Annotated in this window: 14 protein-coding genes and 4 pseudogenes; 3 read left to right on the top strand and 15 right to left on the bottom strand. The window is 53.3% G+C overall.

Features of this window, described 5'->3' with window-relative positions; genetic code table 11:
* Positions 1 to 9: 9 nt before the first annotated feature.
* The 3 genes from HA45_RS13180 to HA45_RS13185 all read right to left on the bottom strand — a co-directional run bounded on the left by HA45_RS13180 (position 10) and on the right by HA45_RS13185 (position 1,903).
* Entirely contained in the window at positions 10 to 1,029 is a 1,020-nt protein-coding gene (locus HA45_RS13180) for an urea ABC transporter substrate-binding protein (protein WP_244563448.1), read from the bottom strand.
* Positions 1,023 to 1,244, bottom strand: a complete 222-nt coding sequence (locus tag HA45_RS28215) for a twin-arginine translocation signal domain-containing protein (RefSeq protein ID WP_244563449.1) — start codon at positions 1,242 to 1,244, stop codon at positions 1,023 to 1,025. Before HA45_RS28215 ends, HA45_RS13180 begins: the two co-directional genes overlap by 7 nt.
* 386 nt (positions 1,245 to 1,630) lie before the next feature.
* A complete protein-coding gene (locus HA45_RS13185; RefSeq protein ID WP_366557340.1) occupies positions 1,631 to 1,903 on the bottom strand; it encodes a hypothetical protein in 273 nt (90 codons plus the stop codon).
* A 298-nt stretch (positions 1,904 to 2,201) separates the two neighbouring features.
* On the opposite strand from HA45_RS13185, the gene HA45_RS13190 reads away from it, so the two are divergent.
* Both HA45_RS13190 and HA45_RS29340 read left to right on the top strand, forming a co-directional pair.
* On the top strand, positions 2,202 to 4,493 hold the full coding sequence (locus HA45_RS13190; RefSeq protein ID WP_100703208.1) for a TonB-dependent siderophore receptor: 2,292 nt from the start codon (positions 2,202 to 2,204) through the stop codon (positions 4,491 to 4,493).
* 61 nt (positions 4,494 to 4,554) lie between these two features.
* Positions 4,555 to 5,461 (top strand): annotated as a pseudogene (locus HA45_RS29340) (alpha/beta hydrolase).
* Between the two features lie 39 nt (positions 5,462 to 5,500).
* Here the strand turns inward: HA45_RS29340 and HA45_RS13200 are convergent.
* The 8 genes and pseudogenes from HA45_RS13200 to HA45_RS13235 form a co-directional block, all read right to left on the bottom strand.
* Positions 5,501 to 6,610 carry a lactonase family protein gene (locus HA45_RS13200; RefSeq protein ID WP_100703243.1) on the bottom strand — a complete coding sequence of 370 codons (1,110 nt, stop codon included), beginning with the start codon at positions 6,608 to 6,610 and terminating at the stop codon, positions 5,501 to 5,503.
* Between the two features lie 195 nt (positions 6,611 to 6,805).
* Positions 6,806 to 7,825: a C45 family autoproteolytic acyltransferase/hydrolase gene (locus HA45_RS13205; RefSeq protein WP_100703206.1), complete on the bottom strand. Its 1,020-nt coding sequence runs from the start codon at positions 7,823 to 7,825 to the stop codon at positions 6,806 to 6,808.
* A gap of 21 nt (positions 7,826 to 7,846) precedes the next feature.
* Positions 7,847 to 8,569, bottom strand: a complete 723-nt coding sequence (glnQ, locus tag HA45_RS13210) for a glutamine ABC transporter ATP-binding protein GlnQ (protein WP_100703242.1) — start codon at positions 8,567 to 8,569, stop codon at positions 7,847 to 7,849.
* A 2-nt stretch (positions 8,570 to 8,571) separates the two neighbouring features.
* A pseudogene (glnP, locus tag HA45_RS13215) lies at positions 8,572 to 9,227 on the bottom strand (glutamine ABC transporter permease GlnP).
* A gap of 50 nt (positions 9,228 to 9,277) precedes the next feature.
* Positions 9,278 to 10,030 carry a glutamine ABC transporter substrate-binding protein GlnH gene (gene glnH, locus HA45_RS13220; protein WP_100703204.1) on the bottom strand — a complete coding sequence of 251 codons (753 nt, stop codon included), beginning with the start codon at positions 10,028 to 10,030 and terminating at the stop codon, positions 9,278 to 9,280.
* Between the two features lie 126 nt (positions 10,031 to 10,156).
* On the bottom strand, positions 10,157 to 10,711 hold the full coding sequence (locus HA45_RS13225; RefSeq protein ID WP_205960970.1) for a carboxymuconolactone decarboxylase family protein: 555 nt from the start codon (positions 10,709 to 10,711) through the stop codon (positions 10,157 to 10,159).
* The gene (locus HA45_RS13230) at positions 10,708 to 12,036 is read right to left on the bottom strand and encodes an aspartate aminotransferase family protein (protein ID WP_100703203.1); all 1,329 of its coding nucleotides are present in this window, start codon (positions 12,034 to 12,036) and stop codon (positions 10,708 to 10,710) included. Before HA45_RS13230 ends, HA45_RS13225 begins: the two co-directional genes overlap by 4 nt.
* Before the next feature lie 128 nt (positions 12,037 to 12,164).
* Positions 12,165 to 13,021: pseudogene (locus HA45_RS13235) on the bottom strand (MurR/RpiR family transcriptional regulator).
* Positions 13,022 to 13,205: 184 nt separating this feature from the next.
* Between HA45_RS13235 and HA45_RS13240 the strand changes: the two are divergent.
* Positions 13,206 to 13,844, top strand: a complete 639-nt coding sequence (locus HA45_RS13240) for a LysE family transporter (protein ID WP_100703201.1) — start codon at positions 13,206 to 13,208, stop codon at positions 13,842 to 13,844.
* On the opposite strand, the gene HA45_RS13245 is transcribed toward HA45_RS13240, so the two are convergent.
* From HA45_RS13245 to HA45_RS13260, 4 genes and pseudogenes are all read right to left on the bottom strand, one after another.
* Positions 13,815 to 14,615: a helix-turn-helix transcriptional regulator gene (locus HA45_RS13245; protein ID WP_100703240.1), complete on the bottom strand. Its 801-nt coding sequence runs from the start codon at positions 14,613 to 14,615 to the stop codon at positions 13,815 to 13,817. The genes HA45_RS13240 and HA45_RS13245 overlap by 30 nt on opposite strands.
* Before the next feature lie 162 nt (positions 14,616 to 14,777).
* A complete protein-coding gene (locus tag HA45_RS13250) occupies positions 14,778 to 15,578 on the bottom strand; it encodes an inositol monophosphatase family protein (protein WP_100703200.1) in 801 nt (266 codons plus the stop codon).
* A 14-nt stretch (positions 15,579 to 15,592) separates the two neighbouring features.
* Positions 15,593 to 16,654, bottom strand: coding sequence for an ABC transporter ATP-binding protein (locus HA45_RS13255; protein ID WP_100703199.1), 1,062 nt, complete (start codon positions 16,652 to 16,654; stop codon positions 15,593 to 15,595).
* Positions 16,651 to 18,872 (bottom strand): annotated as a pseudogene (locus tag HA45_RS13260) (ABC transporter permease). The gene HA45_RS13255 and the pseudogene HA45_RS13260 overlap by 4 nt, the downstream one beginning before the upstream one ends.
* Positions 18,873 to 18,962 lie beyond the last annotated feature (90 nt).

Below are 18,962 nucleotides of genomic sequence, written 5' to 3' on the forward strand. Positions count from 1 at the left end.
GCGCTCCCGTTACAGCTCAATCTGATACTGTTTGGTATCACGAGGGTTTTTCTTCAGATCGCACACCATCGCAGTATCGACTGGCGCCTGGTTGGAGAAGGTTTCCAGAATCTTCATCTGGTGGTTCTCCACTTCGGCAATGTGCACATCCAGCGAACAGTGATGTGTGGTTGGGTCTACGGTGAGCTGGCCGCTGGGCGACGTCAGCGTGACGCCCGATTCCAGCGCTTCGATCACTTTCATACGATCGATATCCCCTGCCTTTCGTACCCCCTCCGCCCAGATCAGCATGCCCTGATAAGCACCCATCGCCAGATCGCTGATGTACATGTCGCCATAGCGCGCGTGGAATTTATCGACAAACGCTTTGTTCTCCGCTGAGGGGATCTCTTGCATATAGTTCGCGGCGACCAGAATGCCGTTGCTCTCTTCCGGTGACAGAATGATGTGCTCATTGCCGCCACCAAACACCGTGGAGGCGATGGGGATCTTGCCGCTCATGCCGGCAGCATGCCACTGTCGATAGAAGGAGATATGCGCCCCACCGACCAGTGCCGACCACACCATGTCTGGTTTGGCGCTCTGGATTTTCGAGATTGCGGCACCAAAATCGGTGACATCCAGCGGGAAGAACTCCACCGTGATCACTTCACCGCCATTGTCGCGCACCGATTTCTTCACCCATGACGAGACGATCTGGCCGTAGTTATAATCAGCCGCCAGCACGTAGATTTTTTTGCCCCACTTCTTCATCGCATAGGGCACCAGTTTTTCCACGGTTTGCGCCGGGGTGGAGCCAGAGGAGAAGTAGTTGCGGTCACAGACGCCGCCTTCATACTGCGCAGGATAGAAATAGAGGGAGCGGAAACGATCCAATACCGGCCGGATCACCTCACGCGAGGCAGACGTGATACCCCCGTGCACCACCGCCACTTTGTCTTTGAGCGCAGCCTGCTGCGCATATTGCGCGTAAAGCTGCATGTTGGATTGCGCATCGTAATTGATGATTTGCAGCGGTCGGCCTAACAATCCCCCGCGGCATTAATCTCATCCGCAGCCAAATTAATGGCGTTGGACATCGGCTTGCCGTAAATATCCAGGCCGCCCGACAGATCAAGAATACTCGCCACTTTGATGGCGTCTTTGCTGTCTGCGGCGAAGGTGAATTTCGGTGCCACGCCCGCTGCCAGACCTAATGCCGAGACGGCCGATCCCTGAATAAATGAACGACGACTAATAGCCATAGCACCCTCGCAATGATGTGAGTGAAATTTATAGAATGGGTATGTTCCGGGAGTCGGAAAGAATTAAACATGAGCGGCAGACTGCACTGTCCACCTGAATGCGAGAAAAGGGCCACAACGTTGGGCGCGTATTTTAGATTAGCAATAAGTGGGCCAGAATTTGAATTCTGCCACGCATAACGCTTAATTGAGCAGATTGACAGGGACGACGCGGCCTGTAGGCGTGCGCGCTGGGCAGCTAAGGGGATATATTCCTTCTTCGACCTGATTAACTGCACTTAAACAAAGCAAGAGGCACCCATTTAGTGCAGACGCGTCATTCGAACCTGATTATCGGTTAACACTCTCGTTTTAGGCTTGCCCTGCACGTCGCTGCAAATTAGGCGTTAAGATCTAAAGAAATAAACTAACGCTGTAATAACAACGCACACAGCACAAATAACCGCAGTGCCAGAAAACTCGCTTAATGCATCTAAATAGCTGGCATTGGCGGCATTAAAATTAATAATCGCCTGGCTCTCATTTTCAGCTTCAACCTCTGCATGATGTTTTCGATAACCCTGCTTCTTCATCTCACGAGAAACCGCTTGGGTGACGCTGTCCTTTGCGATGACTTTAGAGTGACCGCGTTTAAGGTAAATAACATATTTAGGCATCATGCCTCCCTATTTTAATCAATGATGACGTCCCATGTTCATCCTGAATAATAAAGTAACCCCCGGTGATTAACCAAATACCGGTTATGGAATCTCGCACCGTTTCGCTAATATTTTGTCATCATGTAACAAAGATCACAGGATCTGCTGACAGAATAATCACATTGCAGACAAGAATGTGCTGCTGAGCGAGGTATTTCCCAAAGATGCTGCCAAAAGCCAACATCATCATTGAAATTAAGAATCATTCTCACTAAGGTGTTTCCACTTTTTTTTCTCTACAAGGAAGTGGTTGAATACCATGGTAAAGCATCACTGTGCGCGCTCACTGCTGAGCGTACTTATTGCAGCAGCCTTACATGTTCAGGCCGTTCAGGCCGATGACAGCGCAATCAATAACGCCCCAGACGGCAAAACCGAGCAGCAGAAACCCCTGTCAATTTCCGATAAGAAAAGCCATGCGGATAACACGCTGGTAGTGACAGCCCGAGAACAAACGCTCCAGGCGCCGGGCGTCTCCACGATTGACATTGACGCTATAAAAAAACACCCGATTCAACGTGATGTAGCTGAAATTATTCGCACGCAGCCGGGCGTTAATCTCACCGGCAACTCCAACAGCGGTCAACGCGGCAATAACCGCCAAATTGATATTCGCGGTATGGGCCCGGAAAATACATTGATCATGATTGATGGTATGCCGGTGAGCAGTCGAAATTCCGTGCGCTATGGCTGGAGCGATGAGCGTGACACACGCGGCGATACCAATTGGGTGCCGCCAGAAATGATCGATCGCATCGAAGTCATTCGTGGTCCAGCCGCCGCTTTATACGGCAACGGAGCCATGGGCGGCGTGGTGAATATTATTACCAAACCCGCCACGAATGAATGGCACGGTGACTTCAATACTTATTACAACGTGCCTGAACATAAAGCAGAAGGCGCGACCAAGCGTTATAACGCCAGCCTAAGCGGCGCATTGGCTGATAACCTCACGCTGCGTTTATACGGCAACTGGAATAAAACACAGGCCGATGCGCAGGATATCAACGAAAGCCACACCACCACGCGCATTGGCTCTTATGCCGGAAGTTACCCTTCTGGTCGTGAAGGCTTTATTAATAAGGATATCCATTCTGCCCTGCGCTGGGAATTTATGCCACGCCAGGCATTGGAATTGGACACCCGCTTTAGTCGCCAGGGCAATCTGTATGCTGGCGATACGCAAAATACCAATACCAACGCGCTCGTCCAAAAGTATTATGGTAAAGAAACTAACGTGCTTTATCGCCAGTCTTTAAGCCTGAAATATACTGGCGCGTGGGATAACGGTGTCACCACCAATAACTACGTGCAGTTTGAGAAAACCCGTAATACCCGTCTCAATGAAGGTTTATCCGGTGGCATCGCGGGTATCTTCAGCCCGACGAATGAAGGTTTCTCGACCATCACCCTGTATGACACCAACCTGCATTCCGAGGTCAATATCCCGCTGGATGCTTGGGTAAGCCAGACACTGACGCTCGGTGCCGAATTTAATCATCAGGCGATGAAGGATCCGGCATCCAATACCGAAACCACCACGGCAGGTGGCACCGTCAGTGGCATCTCCAGCGATGGGCGCAATCTGTACAGCTCGGCTGATATTTATGGGCTGTACGCCGAAGACAACATAGAACTCACCGATTCAACCCGTCTGACACCGGGCATTCGCTTTAATCATCAAAGCATCAGCGGCAGTAACTGGAGCCCAGCACTGAATCTTTCACAAGATCTCGGCGATGACTTCACGCTGAAGTTAGGTATTGCGCGTGCCTGGAAAGCACCGAACCTGTATCAAACTAACCCGAATTACCTGCTGTTCAGCAAAGGTCAGGGCTGCTACGCCAGTGCCGGTTACTGTTATTTGCAGGGTAACAGCGATTTGAAAGCGGAAACCAGCGTCAATAAGGAGATCGGCATTGAGTATCACCACGAGGATATTCAAGCGGGACTGACCTGGTATCGCAATGATTATCACGACAAAATCGAAGGCGGATATAACCCGGAGTACAACAACGGCACTTCCGATGTGTACAAGTGGGAAAACGTGCCGAAAGCGGTGGTACAGGGGCTGGAAGGAACGTTGAACTTCCCGATCAGCACATCATTGATGATGAAGAACAACTTCACCTACATCATCGATAATGAAAACAAATCCACCGGCGACTACTTGTCGGTTATTCCAAAATACACCATTAACTCTACGTTGGATTGGCAGGCCACCAACGATCTCTCCGTACAAGGCACGCTGACCTGGTACGGCCGTCAGAAACCCAAGAAGCTGAACTATAAAGGTGAGGCGACATCGGGAAGTGAAACGCGTCAGGTATCCCCCTATGTGTTGGTTGGCATGAGCGCCACCTACACCGTGACAAAATATATGGATGTCACCACCGGGATTGATAACCTGTTCGACAAACGCCACTTCCGCGAGGGCAACGCCCAGAGTACCGGCAATGCCACCACCGGCGCGTATTTGTGGGGCGCAGGTGCCAACACCTATAACGAGCCAGGACGCACTTACTATATGGAGTTGGGTCTGCATTTCTGAGAATAAACCTGTCGGGCGGCCCAGGTCGCCCGAACCCATCGATACAGTTAGTGAGAGTTAAATGATTTGTAGGTTACCCAACATTCAACGTTCACCAGCCTTGTTGCTGTTGTTGCTCATTGGCGTGAGCGGCAGTGTTTTCGCGCGCCCCAATATGACGCCACTCGGACCCAATATCGCGGATAAAGGCTCGGCGTTTTACCACTTTACCCTTAATGAATTCGATTCTGCGGATGGTCAGCGGCACTACAAAGTGTGGACTGGCGTACCTGATAAAGCACCGCCGTCCTCGGGTTATCGCGTGGTGTACCTGCTGGATGGCAATGCGGTGATGGATAAACTTGAGGAACCGCTGCTGCAAAAATATCGGCGGTCAATCCACCTGTGCTAGTCGTCGTGGGTTATCAAACGGCATTACCGTTCGACGTTAATGCCCGCACTTATGATTACACCCCGCCTGATGCAGAACATGGTGAGGCGGGTTACACCTTCAGCCGTGGCAGAAAAGGGGGCGGTAGCACCGCGTTTCGCTCGTTGCTAGAGCAGCGTATTGCGCCTGTGGCGGAAAAAGGCCTGCACATCAATCGTCAACAACGTGCGTTGTGGGGCCACTCCTACGGCGGATTGTTTGTGCTCGACAGTTATCTGCACTCCGCGTTTTTCACTCGCTATTACGCCACCAGCCTTCGATCGGTCAGGGATTTTTTTCACTGCTTAACGAGATGAAGGTGCAGGAATCACGTCATGGCGGTGGAATCCAGCTTACGCTGATGGAAGGCAATGGCGATCGACGTAGCGATCGTAATACCGCTGAACCAGAGGTGTTAAGCGCCGTGCACAGCACGGTCAATACCATGGCTGAACATGGGCTTGATGCGCGTTATCAACTTTTCCCCGGTCTGACACACGGGCAAATGTTTGGCGCATCATTAGCCGACGCATTAACCCAAATTTCCATTACTCCGTAGGATGCGGGCGTGCTAAGTGAAGCACGCCCCTGTAGCGGCTTAATTGAAAAATTTTATATCGGTGGGTGTGGCGATTTTCGCCGCATCACCGGCAGCTTTCAACATGCCGTGACTTTCATCAAAATGGAACAGGGAAATATTATTAGTGAACACGTTGGCCACATAAAGGAACTTGCCGCTGGCATCAAATGAGAATGCACGCGGTTCAATTCCGCCCGCGCTAACGCTCGTCGGTTTTCCTAAGCTGCCGTCTGACGCAATTTTGAACACCAGCAGTTTATTATCTGAACCGCGGTTAGCTGCAATAATATATTTACCGTTTGGACTGAGAATTATTCCCCCGCCGCTGCGATATTCCGCGCTGCTATTTTCACTATTCAGCTTGATGCTCGCCGCAGGTTCCAGTCGATCGTCTTTAACCGAGAAGACTTTAATTTCACCGGCCATCTCAGTAATGACATAGGCATGTTTGCCATCGGGTGAGAACACCATATGGCGCGGTCCGGTGCCGTCGGTGAAGGTTACATCACGCGTGGTGTCGGCTGCTAACGGCTGTGCTTTCCCGGCATGATAGCGGTAAGCGTGAAGTTTATCGCCGCCGAGGTCAGCCGCGAACAGGTATTTGCCATCGTGGGTGAACGTCGTGGAGTGCGCATGCCCACCATCCTGACGATCCTTCACTGCGCCCGTGCCGTGATCAAACGGGAAGTGCTGAACCTGCTCGCCCAGCGTGCCGTCAGAGTGAATCGGGAATACTGAGACCCCCGCTCCGCCTTTGGCCACGGAATAGTTAGCCACAAACAAGAACTTACCGTCTGGGCTGAGGGTCGCGTGGGTCGGCTGTTCACCGTGACTGTCCACCACATTTAACACCCGGACTTTACCGCTGTGGTCGATGGCCAACGCTGTCACTGCACCGGCATTTTCTTCATTAGTGGTGTAGGCAAAACGTCCATCACGGGATTTAGCAATCCACGACGGACTCTTCATCTTAATCACGTCGAGTGGCGTTAGCGTACCATCGCTGTTCACCTGCAAGCGATATAACCCTTCACTGGGATGTGAGGGTTTTTGTTCTAATGGTGCATCTGGAATTGACGTCCAGGTCCCCACTAATGCGATTTGATGATGTTCCGTGGCATTAGCCATAACGCTCCCCGCCAGTGAAAAAACAGCCAACGATAATGCCACGGTTAAGTTTGTTGCTAAACCGTTGAACACGGCTTTTTTATTGCTATTCATTTTTGTACCCCACCATAATCGGAATGTTTAACGACTATAGTGGGATTAAATTAGAGAGCGTCCGGACGGGGTGATCGGGTTCACAATACGGTCGATAAGTTTTTAGGAAATCGTGCCATACACTTCCGGCTCATTCCGATTCAGTCCAAAAACCTGCCAATTAACCTGTGTGGCGCTCAGGCTAAATATCGCGGTCGCCAGGGTATTTTCCTCATCAGGATCGTGCGGCGAGAGACGGTATATCGGCAACGCAGCGTCGTGCTGATCCGAAAGAATATGTTTGGCCGCAACGCTATCGCAGGGGGATGACGTTTCCAGCCACACATTTAACCGCTGCTGGCGTGAGTCTGAGCTGTCAGTCATGACCTGCTCCACCGAGGCCAATCGGGGATGGATAAGATGATTGGCATGGCCAAACCGCGTTGTCAGCGGCATGACGGAACAACCTGAACCCGTGGCTTCCACACTGACCACACGGCTATCGCCCATTTGCCCCAGCGTATGATGGAAAGCGCCTGCTCGCGGTGTCGTGGTCAAAATCTCTATGGCCTCATCCAGCGTGGCCGCGTTGAGCGCCGCGCGTGCCAGAATCTGGCGCGGCAGGCCTGAAGGACGGTGCAGCGCGCGAATATTATTCACCGTATTGACCACGCCCTTCTCGTTTACGGCAAAAGTGTGCCCACAGATCGATCCCGGATAGGCGAAGCTGGTGAAGGCCAGGCCATGATCCGGGCTGATGTTCACGATGGCACAATCCTCACGCAGCTGCGGGAATCCATCCTCATTGTGCGCGATGACCCATTCACCCTCAGCGTTTTGCCCCGCCACCGTGGTACAGCCATCCGATGTTGAACGCACCAGGTCGCCACGACAGTTCCACGCAAACACTTCGTCAACGGATGCATTAAGCCCCAACGCCAGCCCTTCCAGTTCCTGCCAAATCTGCGGAAACTGTTGCTCAACTAAGTGGCGCATGGCCTGTGTTTGTTCTGCCTGCTTCAGAGCCGTCACCGTTTGCCACAGCGTCGTTTGCACGAGCTTTTGATGCCAGGCATCGCGGCCAAACGCACCCAGTTGCTGGCCCACGGCAAATGCGGAACCCCTGATTTGGTATTTTTTCATATTGTTATCATTCACTTCTGGTCAGGATACGTGCTGCAAAAATTCGTTTAGACGCGGATTGCGACTGGCGGTAAGCAGCATATCAGGTGGACCATCTTCGGCAATGGTACCGCCATCAATAAAGATAAGACGTGAAGCCACATCGCGAGCAAAACCGATTTCATGTGTCACGATGACCATCGTCATGCCTTCTTCGGCTAACGAGCGCATCACCTTCAACACCTCATGACGCAGTTCCGGATCCAGGGCTGATGTCGGTTCATCAAACAGCATCATTTTCGGCTTAACCGCCAGCGCGCGCGCAATCGCCACACGTTGCTGCTGACCCCCTGAAAGTTCAGCAGGATAATGGTGAGCGCGTTCGCTAAGGCCGACACGATCCAACAGCGCCAATGCCTGTTCGCGTGCCTTTGCTTTGCTTTGCTTGCGCACGCGCACCGGCCCGAACATCACGTTCTCCAATGCAGTCAGGTGCGGGAATAAATGAAACTGTTGAAACACCATGCCTGCTTCACGGCGAATATCACATTCATTGGCGTGAGGATCGGTAATGTGCATGCCTGCCACCAGCAATGTACCCGAAGAGATCTCCTCAAGTTTGTTAATGCAGCGCAGTAGCGTTGATTTACCGGAACCCGATGGGCCGATAATCACCACCACTTCGCCCGTTTCAATTTTTAAATTGATGTCATGCAGTACCTGAGTGGTGCCGAAACTTTTCGACACGGCGCTAAATTCAACCATGCTCATAAAATATGGATCCTCTTCTCCAGTTGCTTCAGCAGGAAGCTCAGGCACAACGTCACCAGCAGATAAATCAACGCGACTGCTGTCCACACTTCAAGCGCACGGAAATTGCCGGCAATAATCTCCTGCCCTTGACGAGTGAGTTCCGCTACGCCAATAACAATAAACAGTGATGTATCTTTAATACTGATAATCCACTGATTGCCTAAGGCGGGGATCATACGTCGTAATGCCAGCGGCAGAATAACGTGCCACACGGTGCTGCGTTGCGATAAACCCATCGCCAGACTGGCTTCTTTAAACCCTTTGTTGATTGAAAGAATCGCACCACGGGTTATCTCTGCAATATAAGCACCCGAGTTGATCACAATTGTCACAATCGCGGCGGTAACCGGATCAATACGGATCGGCATCACCATAGGAAGTGCAAAGTAAATAAACATCACCTGCACCATAATCGGTGTTCCGCGGATTAATTCGACAAACACCAGTGAAAGGGTTCTGGATATCCCCCACCTAATGCACGACAAATCCCCGCCAACAGCCCGATAATAAAGCCACCCAGCAAACCTGATAATGAAATAATCAGCGTTAGCTGCAGTCCCTGTAACAGCAGTGGCAGGGACTCCCATATATATTTACTTTCAAAATTCATTATTTGACCCGGTGAAATAAACGAGGTCGGATGACTCCGACCTGGCGGGATTATTTTGGTTGCTTGGCAAACCACTTCACATAAATTTTGCTATAGGTACCGTCAGCACGCAGGGCTTGCAGCGCCGCGTTGATTTTTGGCGTCAGGCTGCTATTTTTCTGCATCGCAAAGCCATACTGCTGCGGCAGGATGCTGTCGGTTTCGCCTGTGGCCTTCACTTTGCCATCACCCGCTGTTTTAACGTAATAGAGGACGTTGGGTGAGTCATGCACCACGGCATCGAGATTACCTGCTTGCAGATCCAGGTAAGCGTTGTCGATATTAGGAAACTCAACGTAGTCTGCTTTATATTTGCTTTTCATAAAGCTCGCCGCCGCTGTGCCCTGCTTCAGGCCCACTTTCTTTCCGGCCAGGTCGCTGAATTTAGTTATCGAATTGTCGCTGCCTTTCACCGCCATCAACAAATCCGCATCGTAATAGCCTTCGCTGAAATCGACGACCTGCTTACGGGCATCAGTGATCGTGATTCCCGCCATGGCAACATCCAGATTACGTGATTGTAAGCCTGGAATTAAACCGCCAAAATCCATCGGGCGTAATTCGTAGCTAACATTCATTTTTTTCGCGATGGCATCCCACAAATCAATATCGAAGCCAACGTATTTATCGCCCTGCTTAAATTCAAACGGAACAAATGCCGTATCAACGCCAACGGTTAATTTATCCTGGGCCGCAGCAATGAAACTGGCTGAACAGGCAACCAGCGCCAACGTAACTTTTAATTTGGAGAAAAATGCAGACATAATAATCCTCAGCGTCAGTGTAATAGCGTGCAGTAAAGGTCACCCAGCGAATAAAATCGGCGGGAGTGAGAAAATAATTTCTGAATATGCGGGTGAATCAGCATTCGCCCGCATGGAGACTACGACTTATGCAGGGATAATATGATCCCGTGAATCGGGTACTGGTGTCTGCGCACCGTTCATTATCATGGAAAGAAAACTGTAATAACCGTTAATACCTATCAAATCCACCACGCCTTTTTCGCCCCATAAATCGATGGCTTGTTGCCAGGTGGCATCACTCACTTTTTGCTGTTGATGCAGCTGTTGGCAGAAGTGGTAAATCACCCACTCATCCGGCTGTAAATCCTCTGGCAGCCGTTTTTCATTAATGGCCTGCACGGCGGCGGCCGCAATTCCCTTTTCACGGGCGATGGGCGCATGAATTGCCCATTCTACGGGTTGCGACCAGTGCCGGGCCGTCATCAAAATCGCCAGCTCTGATAAGCGCTGACCGAGCGCACTGCGGTAACGCAGATATTCACCCATGCGTTGCGCGTGTGCCATCAGTTCGGGGCTGCGCAGCAGAGGCTCAAAAGGTGGCAATAGCGCACCGCGTGGACCGTTAATGATCTCTTCAGCTAATGGACGCTGCTGTTCGTCCCACTCATGCTGCGCCAGCGGGGGTAAACGATTAATCATATTTTTCCGGTCTCTTCACGAATAACGGTTGCCAGCGTATCAACCACAAAATCGAGTTGGCTCGGTGTGATGATAAATGGCGGAGCAATGAGAATGTGATCGCCAAACTGCCCGTCAATCGTTCCACCCATTGGATAGACCATCAGGCCTCGCGCCATACAGTTGGCTTTGATGGCGGCATGCAGTTTGAGCGACGGATCGAACGGAGTTTTATGCTGTTTATCGCGCACCAGCTCAACCCCAGCGAATAAACCGCGTCCACGCGTGTCACCCACGTGCGGTAATTCGCCTAACACCTCGCGTAGTGCGTGATGCAGGTAAGCGCCCTGCTGTTTAACGGCCTCTAGCAAGTTGTCACGCTCAATCACCTTCTGAACCGCCAGTGCCGCTGAGGCGGCGGTGGCGTGGCAAATGTAAGTATGACCATGCTGGAACAGACCGCTGCCTGCTTGCAACGCGGTGACGATTTTTTCACTCGCCAGCACCGCACCAATAGGTTGATAACCGCCGCCCAAACCTTTGGCAATCGTCACCAGATCCGGCACCACGTCATCCTGTTCAAACGCATACAAAGTACCGGTGCGTCCCATGCCGCACATCACTTCATCGGCGATATACAGGATGCCGTATTTATCGCAAAGGGCGCGTACCCCTTTGAAATAACCCGGCGTCGGCGGTGTTGCGCCAGTGGTGGCACCGACCACGGTTTCCGCACAAAAACCAATGATGGTGGCAGGATCGGCATCCACGATCGCCTGCTCCAGTTCGTTGAGCAGACGCTGCGTATATTGCTGCTGCGTTTCGTCTGTACGGCGATCGCGGTATTCGTTGCAGGCGGAGACGCGAATAACGTCGATCAGCAACGGCGCGAACTGGCGGCGGCGCCATTCATTGCCGCCCACGGCCAATGCTCCCAGGGTGTTGCCGTGATAGCTCTGCTGGCGTGCAATGAATTTGGTGCGCTGTGGCTGACCGATTTCCACGCAGTACTGGCGTGCCAGTTTCAATGCGGTTTCCACCGCTTCAGAGCCGCCAGAAACAAAGTAGGCATAATTCAGGTCGCCCGGCGCAGTGCGCGCCAGCTGTTCGGCGAGTTGCTCAACGGTATCACTGGTGAAGAAACTGGTATGGGCGTAAGCAAGCTGATCGATCTGGCGATGCATAGCGGCCAGTACGTCAGGGTGAGCGTGACCTAAACAGGAAACGGCAGCGCCACCGCAGGCATCAAGATACTTTTTTCCCTGTGCATCGAAGATGTACGCCCCTTGTGCGCCGCTGGCCACGGCGGGCGTACTGCGCAAACTGCGGTGAATAATGTGGCTCATGTGCGATCCTGCTCCTGAATACGCTTGCTAAATTAAGCGCATCTTGCAGGATCCATTTGAATCACGTCAATGTAATTATGATTCATATGCATTCCATTTTCTTATGACAGATGCAAATGAATCATTTGTCAGAATTTGCCTGGCACCACATAGGCACCGGAATCGATCAGGTAGCGCTCAGCATTTTCAATCTTACTCACGGCGTCGCGGCCATGGCGCGCCACTAACATCGCCAGCAAACACTCAGCCAGCCCCATCCCGGAAACGACAGACGGGAAGAAGGAGGGGCTATCGGTTGAGAATAACAGCGTACAGTCAGCAGCCTGTGCCAGGGGTGAAACCGGCGAATCCGTCACCGCGATGATGCGTGCGCCCGCTCGCTGCGCGGCGTGCAGTACATCAAGTGATTCGCGTGAGTAAGGGGCAAAACTGGTGAGCAGCACGCAATCCTGCGCGGTGATTTCACGGGTAAACACTTCGATGTTGCTTGCCAGGCCATCAATAAGTGAGACCTGACGATGGAAAAGCCGATAAACATAAAACAGTGACCATGCGATCGGGAAACTGGCGCGGAAGCCACAGAGATAAACGTGTTCAGCGCCATCCAGCAGCGTTACTGCCCGTTCCATTGCCTGATAATTTTCGTTTTGTGTAAACGCAAGATTGGCCTGATGTGCCTGAAACACCTCTTCATACAGCAGCGGTTCGGTGCCTTTGGCTATCAGCTTTTCGGCTTTAGATACGTATGTATCATTGCGCAGACCGATATCATCAATAAAAGCATCCTTGAGTTCACCCCAGCCGTTATAGCCCAGCCGTTGCGCCAGACGCAGCAGCGTAGCGGCTTGACGCCGGCTTCAGCAGCAAAGGTACGCATGGATTGCACCACTAGCTGATTGGCATTTTGCAGTGAGAATTCGGCGGCACGTTGCAGTTCAGGTGACAGTAAACTGAACTGGCTAACAATTTTTTCCCGAAGATTCATGGCGTTTGGTCGTGAGTTGCAGATGGATGCATATAAACATAATTGTGACGACGAGGAAATGCTCGCAAGGTTGATGGCGCAAACTACTCACCTTCCAGTCATGGCGCAATTATTTCCAATACAGTGAACGCGAGCCGTGTTCTACTGCCGCCAGGATAAGAAATGTATCGACGGGATAGTGGTTATGTTGCAGTTTTCAAATGGTTTTCTTTTAAGTCTCTCGCTGTGTCTCGATATCGGGCTGGCCAACATCGCCATGATCACCCTGGCCATGCAGCGCGGTTACTTTCACGGCTTTTGGTTAGGGATTGGCACCTGTATTGGCGATCTGATTTATGCGCTGCTGGCACTGGCGGGCATGGCCGTGATATTGCAGTTCACTGCGGTTCGCTGGGTGCTGTGGATTGGGGGTGGATTACTGCTGCTGTGGTTCGCGGGTAAAATGCTGATTGCTGCACTGCGCAAAGACGCATCACTGCCTCAAACGTCTCAACAGCCCTACCGCTCGTTGATGAAAGAGTTCCGGCGTGGCGTGGTGCTGGCGATGTCATCCCCAACCGCTATCCTGTGGTTCGCCAGCGTGGGCGGTGCATTGATTGCCCGCATGGGCCACGGCAGCGTCACTGCCACCTCTGCTTTTCTCAGTGGATTCTTTATCGCTGGCGTCATCTGGACCTGTGTCTTGTGCCTGGTCGGCAGCATGGGCGGTAAGCTGTTGGGGCAACGGCTGCTGAAGTATTCCTACCTCGCCTCGGCGCTGATCTTCTGCTATTTCGCCGTTTATGTCATGGTTTCAGGCTATCGGGAATTTGTGCTGAGCTGAGGCGATTTGCTGTGCGTAGTGATGGGGTGTCGTGCCCATCACTTTGCGAAACGCATTGATGAAGTGACTTTGATCGTAGAAGCCCAGCTGTAATGCCGCTTCATGGGGATGCACCTGCTGACGCAGCAGATCGCGGGCCTGATGCAGCCGCAACTGCATGTGATATTGCAACGGCGGTAATCCGGTAAGTTGCGTAAAGCGACGTACCAGATGGTATTTACTCAACCCAGCCCACTGCGCCAATACCTCCAGTTGCGGTTTCTCATGCAGATGCTCACGCAGATACTGTTTCACCTGCTGGATAATCTGCGCCTCACCTTGCTGCACGCTGGCTTCATCGGCCAGCAGTTCGCCGCACAGCCACAATAACTGCTGCTCCAGCAACGCTTCATCTTCGGTGCGCGCGGCTTCATCAAAGCGGCAAATCGCCTCGAATAACCGAGCATCATTGATCACGCCTTCACGCAGTACCGGAGCATGTGCGCTGCCGAGCAGGGCTTTTAAGGTCGATTGTGGCAAATGGATGCTGACAAAACTCACCGCCTGTTCGCTAAACAACGAAGACTGAATCGAACTGGGGTTATACAGGGTGACCTGCCCGGCAAACGCATCGGTGACTTTGCCATCAAGCCAAATCTCTTCCCGTCCGCTGAGGTTGGCGCATATCACGTATTCATCATGCAGATGACGCGGAAAGCGGCTGCCACTCGCACTCACGCGCGAGCATTCAATACCGTTACGGCTAAACCAGTCAGAAGCAGACAGCGACACGTTATTACCCATGGCAGGACGAAGAGCGGTTATATCAGCATCAGTTTTAATGATTTGCAATCACCCTTGAGGGCGATCGCTGCGCGCCCTATTGCCACGCGCGGAGATGTGCGGCCTCATGGCCGCACACTTCGTTGATAGCTACGGATTGATCGAACAGCGTTAAATCCCGGCAATGCGCTTCAAATCGGCTTCTGCCCCGGGTGCCACGGCCAATACCTGCGCGCCTTTCAACAGGCGCTCGCCTTCGGTGTTGAACGGGTGATACCAGCCGCCCGCTTCTTTCACCAGGCAATATCCGGCCAGACAATCCCAAGCGTGCATATAGGGTTCGTAATAGCCGACCACGCGGCCAGCAGCGACCCACGCCAGCATCAGTGCGCCCGAACCGATGCGGATAAAGTTTCCGCCCGCCGCCAGCAGTGAAGCCAGAATCTTACCCACTTCATCGGGGCTGACGTGACTGTTGGCACCGAAGCCGGTGACATGGTTTTGCAGCGTGCGCGCCGGGTCCACCTGTAAACGACGCCCGTTCAGGGTCGCGCCCTGACCCAGGGCCGCCACGTAACACTCCTGATAGGTCGGCGCGTATATCACACCAATGACCGGCACGCCGTCATGCAAAACCGCCACGGAGACACACCAGTTCGGCATGCCATTCAGGAACGGGCTGGTGCCGTCAATGGGATCGACCACCCAGGTGTAGCCGGATGTACCGGTTTGCAAACCATATTCTTCGCCGAGAAAACCGTCGTCGGCAAACTGCGCGCGAATTTGCTGATCGATCATCTGTTCGACTTCCCGGTCAGCGCGCGACACCACGTCCTGCAGGTCATATTTGGTTTCCACCACCAGCGTGTCACGGTGATGGAAATACTCCAGCGCTTTTTCTCCGCCGGCACGTGCCACTTTCTCTGCCAGAATCAATCGTGATAGCAGTGCTTCATTTACGGTGTCACTCATCATCCATCCTTAATTTATCCGGCAATCAGGGCTAATCCCTGAGGTTTAAAATCAATCGCCACCGCTGAAGCCAGCGGCAGAGCCTGTTCCATTTGCGCATCGATGATGAACAGCGAGCCAAGCTCGGTCGCAACTTCATACTCAATATGGTCGCCCAGCCAGGTGCTATGAGTCACTTCACCCTGCAGCGCGCCCACACCCTCGCCGCGTAGCGTAATAAACTGCGGCCGCACCGACAGCTGCGCCGTGCCGGTTTGCACGCCGTTGCCACGCACGCGATAACGCTGGTTACCCAGTCGCACCAGTGCCTCATTGCCGTCCAGCTGTTCCACTTCGCAGGTCAGGATATTGGCTTCGCCCATGAAATCGGCGATGAACACCGAATTCGGCGCGTGATACAGGCTTTCCGGCGCGCCCTGCTGGGCAATATCCCCCTCTTTCATGACAATAATTTTATCAGACACCGCCAATGCTTCTTCCTGATCGTGGGTAACATACACCGCCGTGAACCCAAGTCTTTGTTGTAACTCGCGAATATCAGTGCGCACGCGACGGCGCAGACGCTCATCCAGATTGGATAAAGGCTCATCCAGCAGCAGCACCTGCGGTTCCAACACCAGCGCGCGCGCCACCGCAATGCGCTGCTGTTGGCCGCCGGAAAGCTCTGAAGGCAAACGCTGCCCCTGGTTTTCGAGGCCAACCAGCTTTAATCCTTCACGCGCGCGGTCCTGCGCCTCGCGCTTCTTCATGCCCGATGACTGGAGGCCATACATGATGTTGTCGAGTGCGTTCATGTGGGGAAACAGCGCATAGGACTGGAACACCATTGCGACATCGCGCTCATTCGCGGGCAAATGGGTGACATCTTTGCCACCAATCATAATCCGTCCCGAGGTGGGATGTTCGAGCCCCGCCAACAAACGCAGCGTGGTGGTTTTGCCACAGCCCGAAGGCCCCAGCAGCGTAACCAGCGTGCCGGGCTCGACCGTTAGCGACAGGTCTGGCAGGGCGTTGAATCCAGCAAAACGTTTGGTGACATGCTCAAACACCACAGAACCCGCATTGATACTGGTCATACGGCACTCTCCTGGGTTAACGAAGGGGAAGTGGGTGGCACAGTGACTTCCACTGGACCGGCGGCACGGCGCAATCGGCGTTCGCCCACTAGCCATTGAAATACGCCAATAATCAGTAACATCACCACAATCAGAACCGTGGAATAGGCAATGGCTACGCCGTATTCGCCGTTCTCCACCAGCCCGACAATGTAGGATGTCGCCATGTTGTACTGCGCGCTGACGAGGAAAATCACCGCACTAATGGAGGTAATGGCACGCACGAAGGCATACACCAGCGCGGCGCTGATCGCCGGTTTGAGCAGCGGAAGCACCACTTTACGCAGCGTGCGGAAGCTGTTGGCACCCAGCGTTAAAGAAGCTTCATCCAGACTTTTATCTAACTGGCTCATCGCCGCGATACCCCCGCGCACCCCCACCGGCATGTTGCGGAACACAAAACAGGCGATCAAAATTAATGCCGTGCCGGTAATCTCCAACGGTGGCAGGTTGTAAGCCATGACATAGCTCACGCCGATCACCGTGCCGGGAATAGCAAAGCTCAGCATCAGTAGAAATTCGAAGGTCTGACGTCCGGCAAACTTCTGCCGCACGATCAGCCACGCGGTGAGAAGACCGACAATGGCAGTGAGCGGTGCGGCAATCAGCGCAATCTCCAGCGTGGTCCAGAAGGAGTTCCACGCCACCCCGCTCCACAGCAGATGTCCTTCACTGAAGCTGATGCGGAAAGCGCGCACGTAATGTTCCAGCGTCAGCGCATTGTTCAGCCCCCACGATTGCACGAAGCCGCCGACAACGATCATGCCGTAGATCACCAGCGTGAACAGGCCCCACGGAATCACCATGCCGTAGACGCCATAGCGCATCGCACGCGGCAGCTGGCTGTGTTTACCGCCGTCACCTTTGCCGGTCACGGTGGCAAAGTTTTTGCCCCCCAGCCACCAGCGCTGCAGTACAAATGCAGCCAACGTAAAGCTCAGCAAAATCATTGCCAGCACCGCTGCACGGCTGGGATCGTTCTGTGCACCTACCACCGAGAAGAAGATTTCGGTAGAGAGCACGCCGTGACTGCCGCCTAAAACCATCGGATTACCAAAATCGGCCATGCTTTCAATAAAGCTAATAAGAAATGCGTTGGCCAGGCCGGGTGCCATCAGGGGTAGCGAAATACGGCTAAAGGTGCGCCAGCGATTGGCTCGCAGCGTTTGTGAAGCCTCTTCCAGCGATGGACTGACGCCTTCGACCACACCAATCAACACTAAAAAAGCGATGGGTGTGAATGACAGCACCTGGGCAATCCAGATACCGGTCATCCCATACAGCCAGCGGCCGGGTTCAATGCCAAACAGCGTTGCCAGCGACTCGGTGACCACACCAGAACGGCCAAACAGCAGGATCAGCGCCAGACCAATGACAAACGGCGGTGTGATAATGGGCAGAATGGTGAGCATGCGCAGTGCTTTTTTGTACGGCAGCGGCGTGCGCGTTGCGGCGAGGGCAAAAGCCAGGCCGAGCAGCGTCGATCCAGAGGCCGTCATCAGCGCCAGCCACAACGTGCGCCACGCAGTGCCGCAACTGCCGCCGTCAAGACAGGCCAGGCTCCAGATAGCAGGATCCTGGAGATTGCCGATCAGCCCATCGGGTTTAAAGCTGCCGTCCACGTCCTGCACTGATACCACAAACATGCTCAGCACTGGATAAAGCACGAAAATCGTGACTAAAGCGGTGAGCAATACCAGTGAGGCCACCACAAAAGCATCGCCTTTAAGTACTCCACGCTCGGCCAGTGCAAACGAGAACAGCAACAGAAATGCCGTCAGCAGCAACAGCGCGCCCGCCCCCATTGCCGGTTGCCCTTGCTCCAGCGCACCAAAGCGGTTTTCCAGCCATAGCCAACTCCAGCCGCTGTAGCCGATCGCATGGCCTTCAATCACCAGGAAAATCACGCCGAGCGCGCTGAACAACAGTAAACCACGGCTACGCATATTGGCGGGTAACAGCCCACTCACGGCGCAGAGCGCGAACAGCGCTATAGCAATGCACAGCCAGGGATGTTGGCCGACTTGCCACAAAGCCGGTGCATTAGCGGCATCGCCCCACAGGTTTAACAACCACCCGCCATCAAAAAACCGGCTTCGAGGCTGTACCACGGCAGGAGGAGTAACGCTCCTAAGCCGATAAGCAGTGCGCCGCTGAGACGACGATTATTTGCATTCATGAAACACCTCAATAAGGAGACTGTTCAGCGCCCACGCACACTGTTGGCGAGTTTTGGGCGGCCCAGGGACCGCGCTCTGCATCGTGGGCA

The sequence above is a fragment of the Pantoea rodasii genome, assembly GCF_002095465.1.
Lineage (GTDB): Bacteria > Pseudomonadota > Gammaproteobacteria > Enterobacterales > Enterobacteriaceae > Pantoea > Pantoea rodasii.

Bases quoted from the DNA above. Each gene is read 5' to 3' on its own strand.
- HA45_RS28215 (WP_244563449.1), bottom strand. From the start codon at position 1,244: ATGGCTATTAGTCGTCGTTCATTTATTCAGGGATCGGCCGTCTCGGCA.
- HA45_RS13185 (WP_366557340.1), bottom strand. From the start codon at position 1,903: ATGATGCCTAAATATGTTATTTACCTTAAACGCGGTCACTCTAAAGTC.
- HA45_RS13190 (WP_100703208.1), top strand. From the start codon at position 2,202: ATGGTAAAGCATCACTGTGCGCGCTCACTGCTGAGCGTACTTATTGCA.
- HA45_RS13200 (WP_100703243.1), bottom strand. From the start codon at position 6,610: ATGGCTAATGCCACGGAACATCATCAAATCGCATTAGTGGGGACCTGG.
- HA45_RS13205 (WP_100703206.1), bottom strand. From the start codon at position 7,825: ATGAAAAAATACCAAATCAGGGGTTCCGCATTTGCCGTGGGCCAGCAA.
- glnQ (WP_100703242.1), bottom strand. From the start codon at position 8,569: ATGGTTGAATTTAGCGCCGTGTCGAAAAGTTTCGGCACCACTCAGGTA.
- glnH (WP_100703204.1), bottom strand. From the start codon at position 10,030: ATGTCTGCATTTTTCTCCAAATTAAAAGTTACGTTGGCGCTGGTTGCC.
- HA45_RS13225 (WP_205960970.1), bottom strand. From the start codon at position 10,711: ATGATTAATCGTTTACCCCCGCTGGCGCAGCATGAGTGGGACGAACAG.
- HA45_RS13230 (WP_100703203.1), bottom strand. From the start codon at position 12,036: ATGAGCCACATTATTCACCGCAGTTTGCGCAGTACGCCCGCCGTGGCC.
- HA45_RS13240 (WP_100703201.1), top strand. From the start codon at position 13,206: ATGTTGCAGTTTTCAAATGGTTTTCTTTTAAGTCTCTCGCTGTGTCTC.
- HA45_RS13250 (WP_100703200.1), bottom strand. From the start codon at position 15,578: ATGAGTGACACCGTAAATGAAGCACTGCTATCACGATTGATTCTGGCA.
- HA45_RS13255 (WP_100703199.1), bottom strand. From the start codon at position 16,654: ATGACCAGTATCAATGCGGGTTCTGTGGTGTTTGAGCATGTCACCAAA.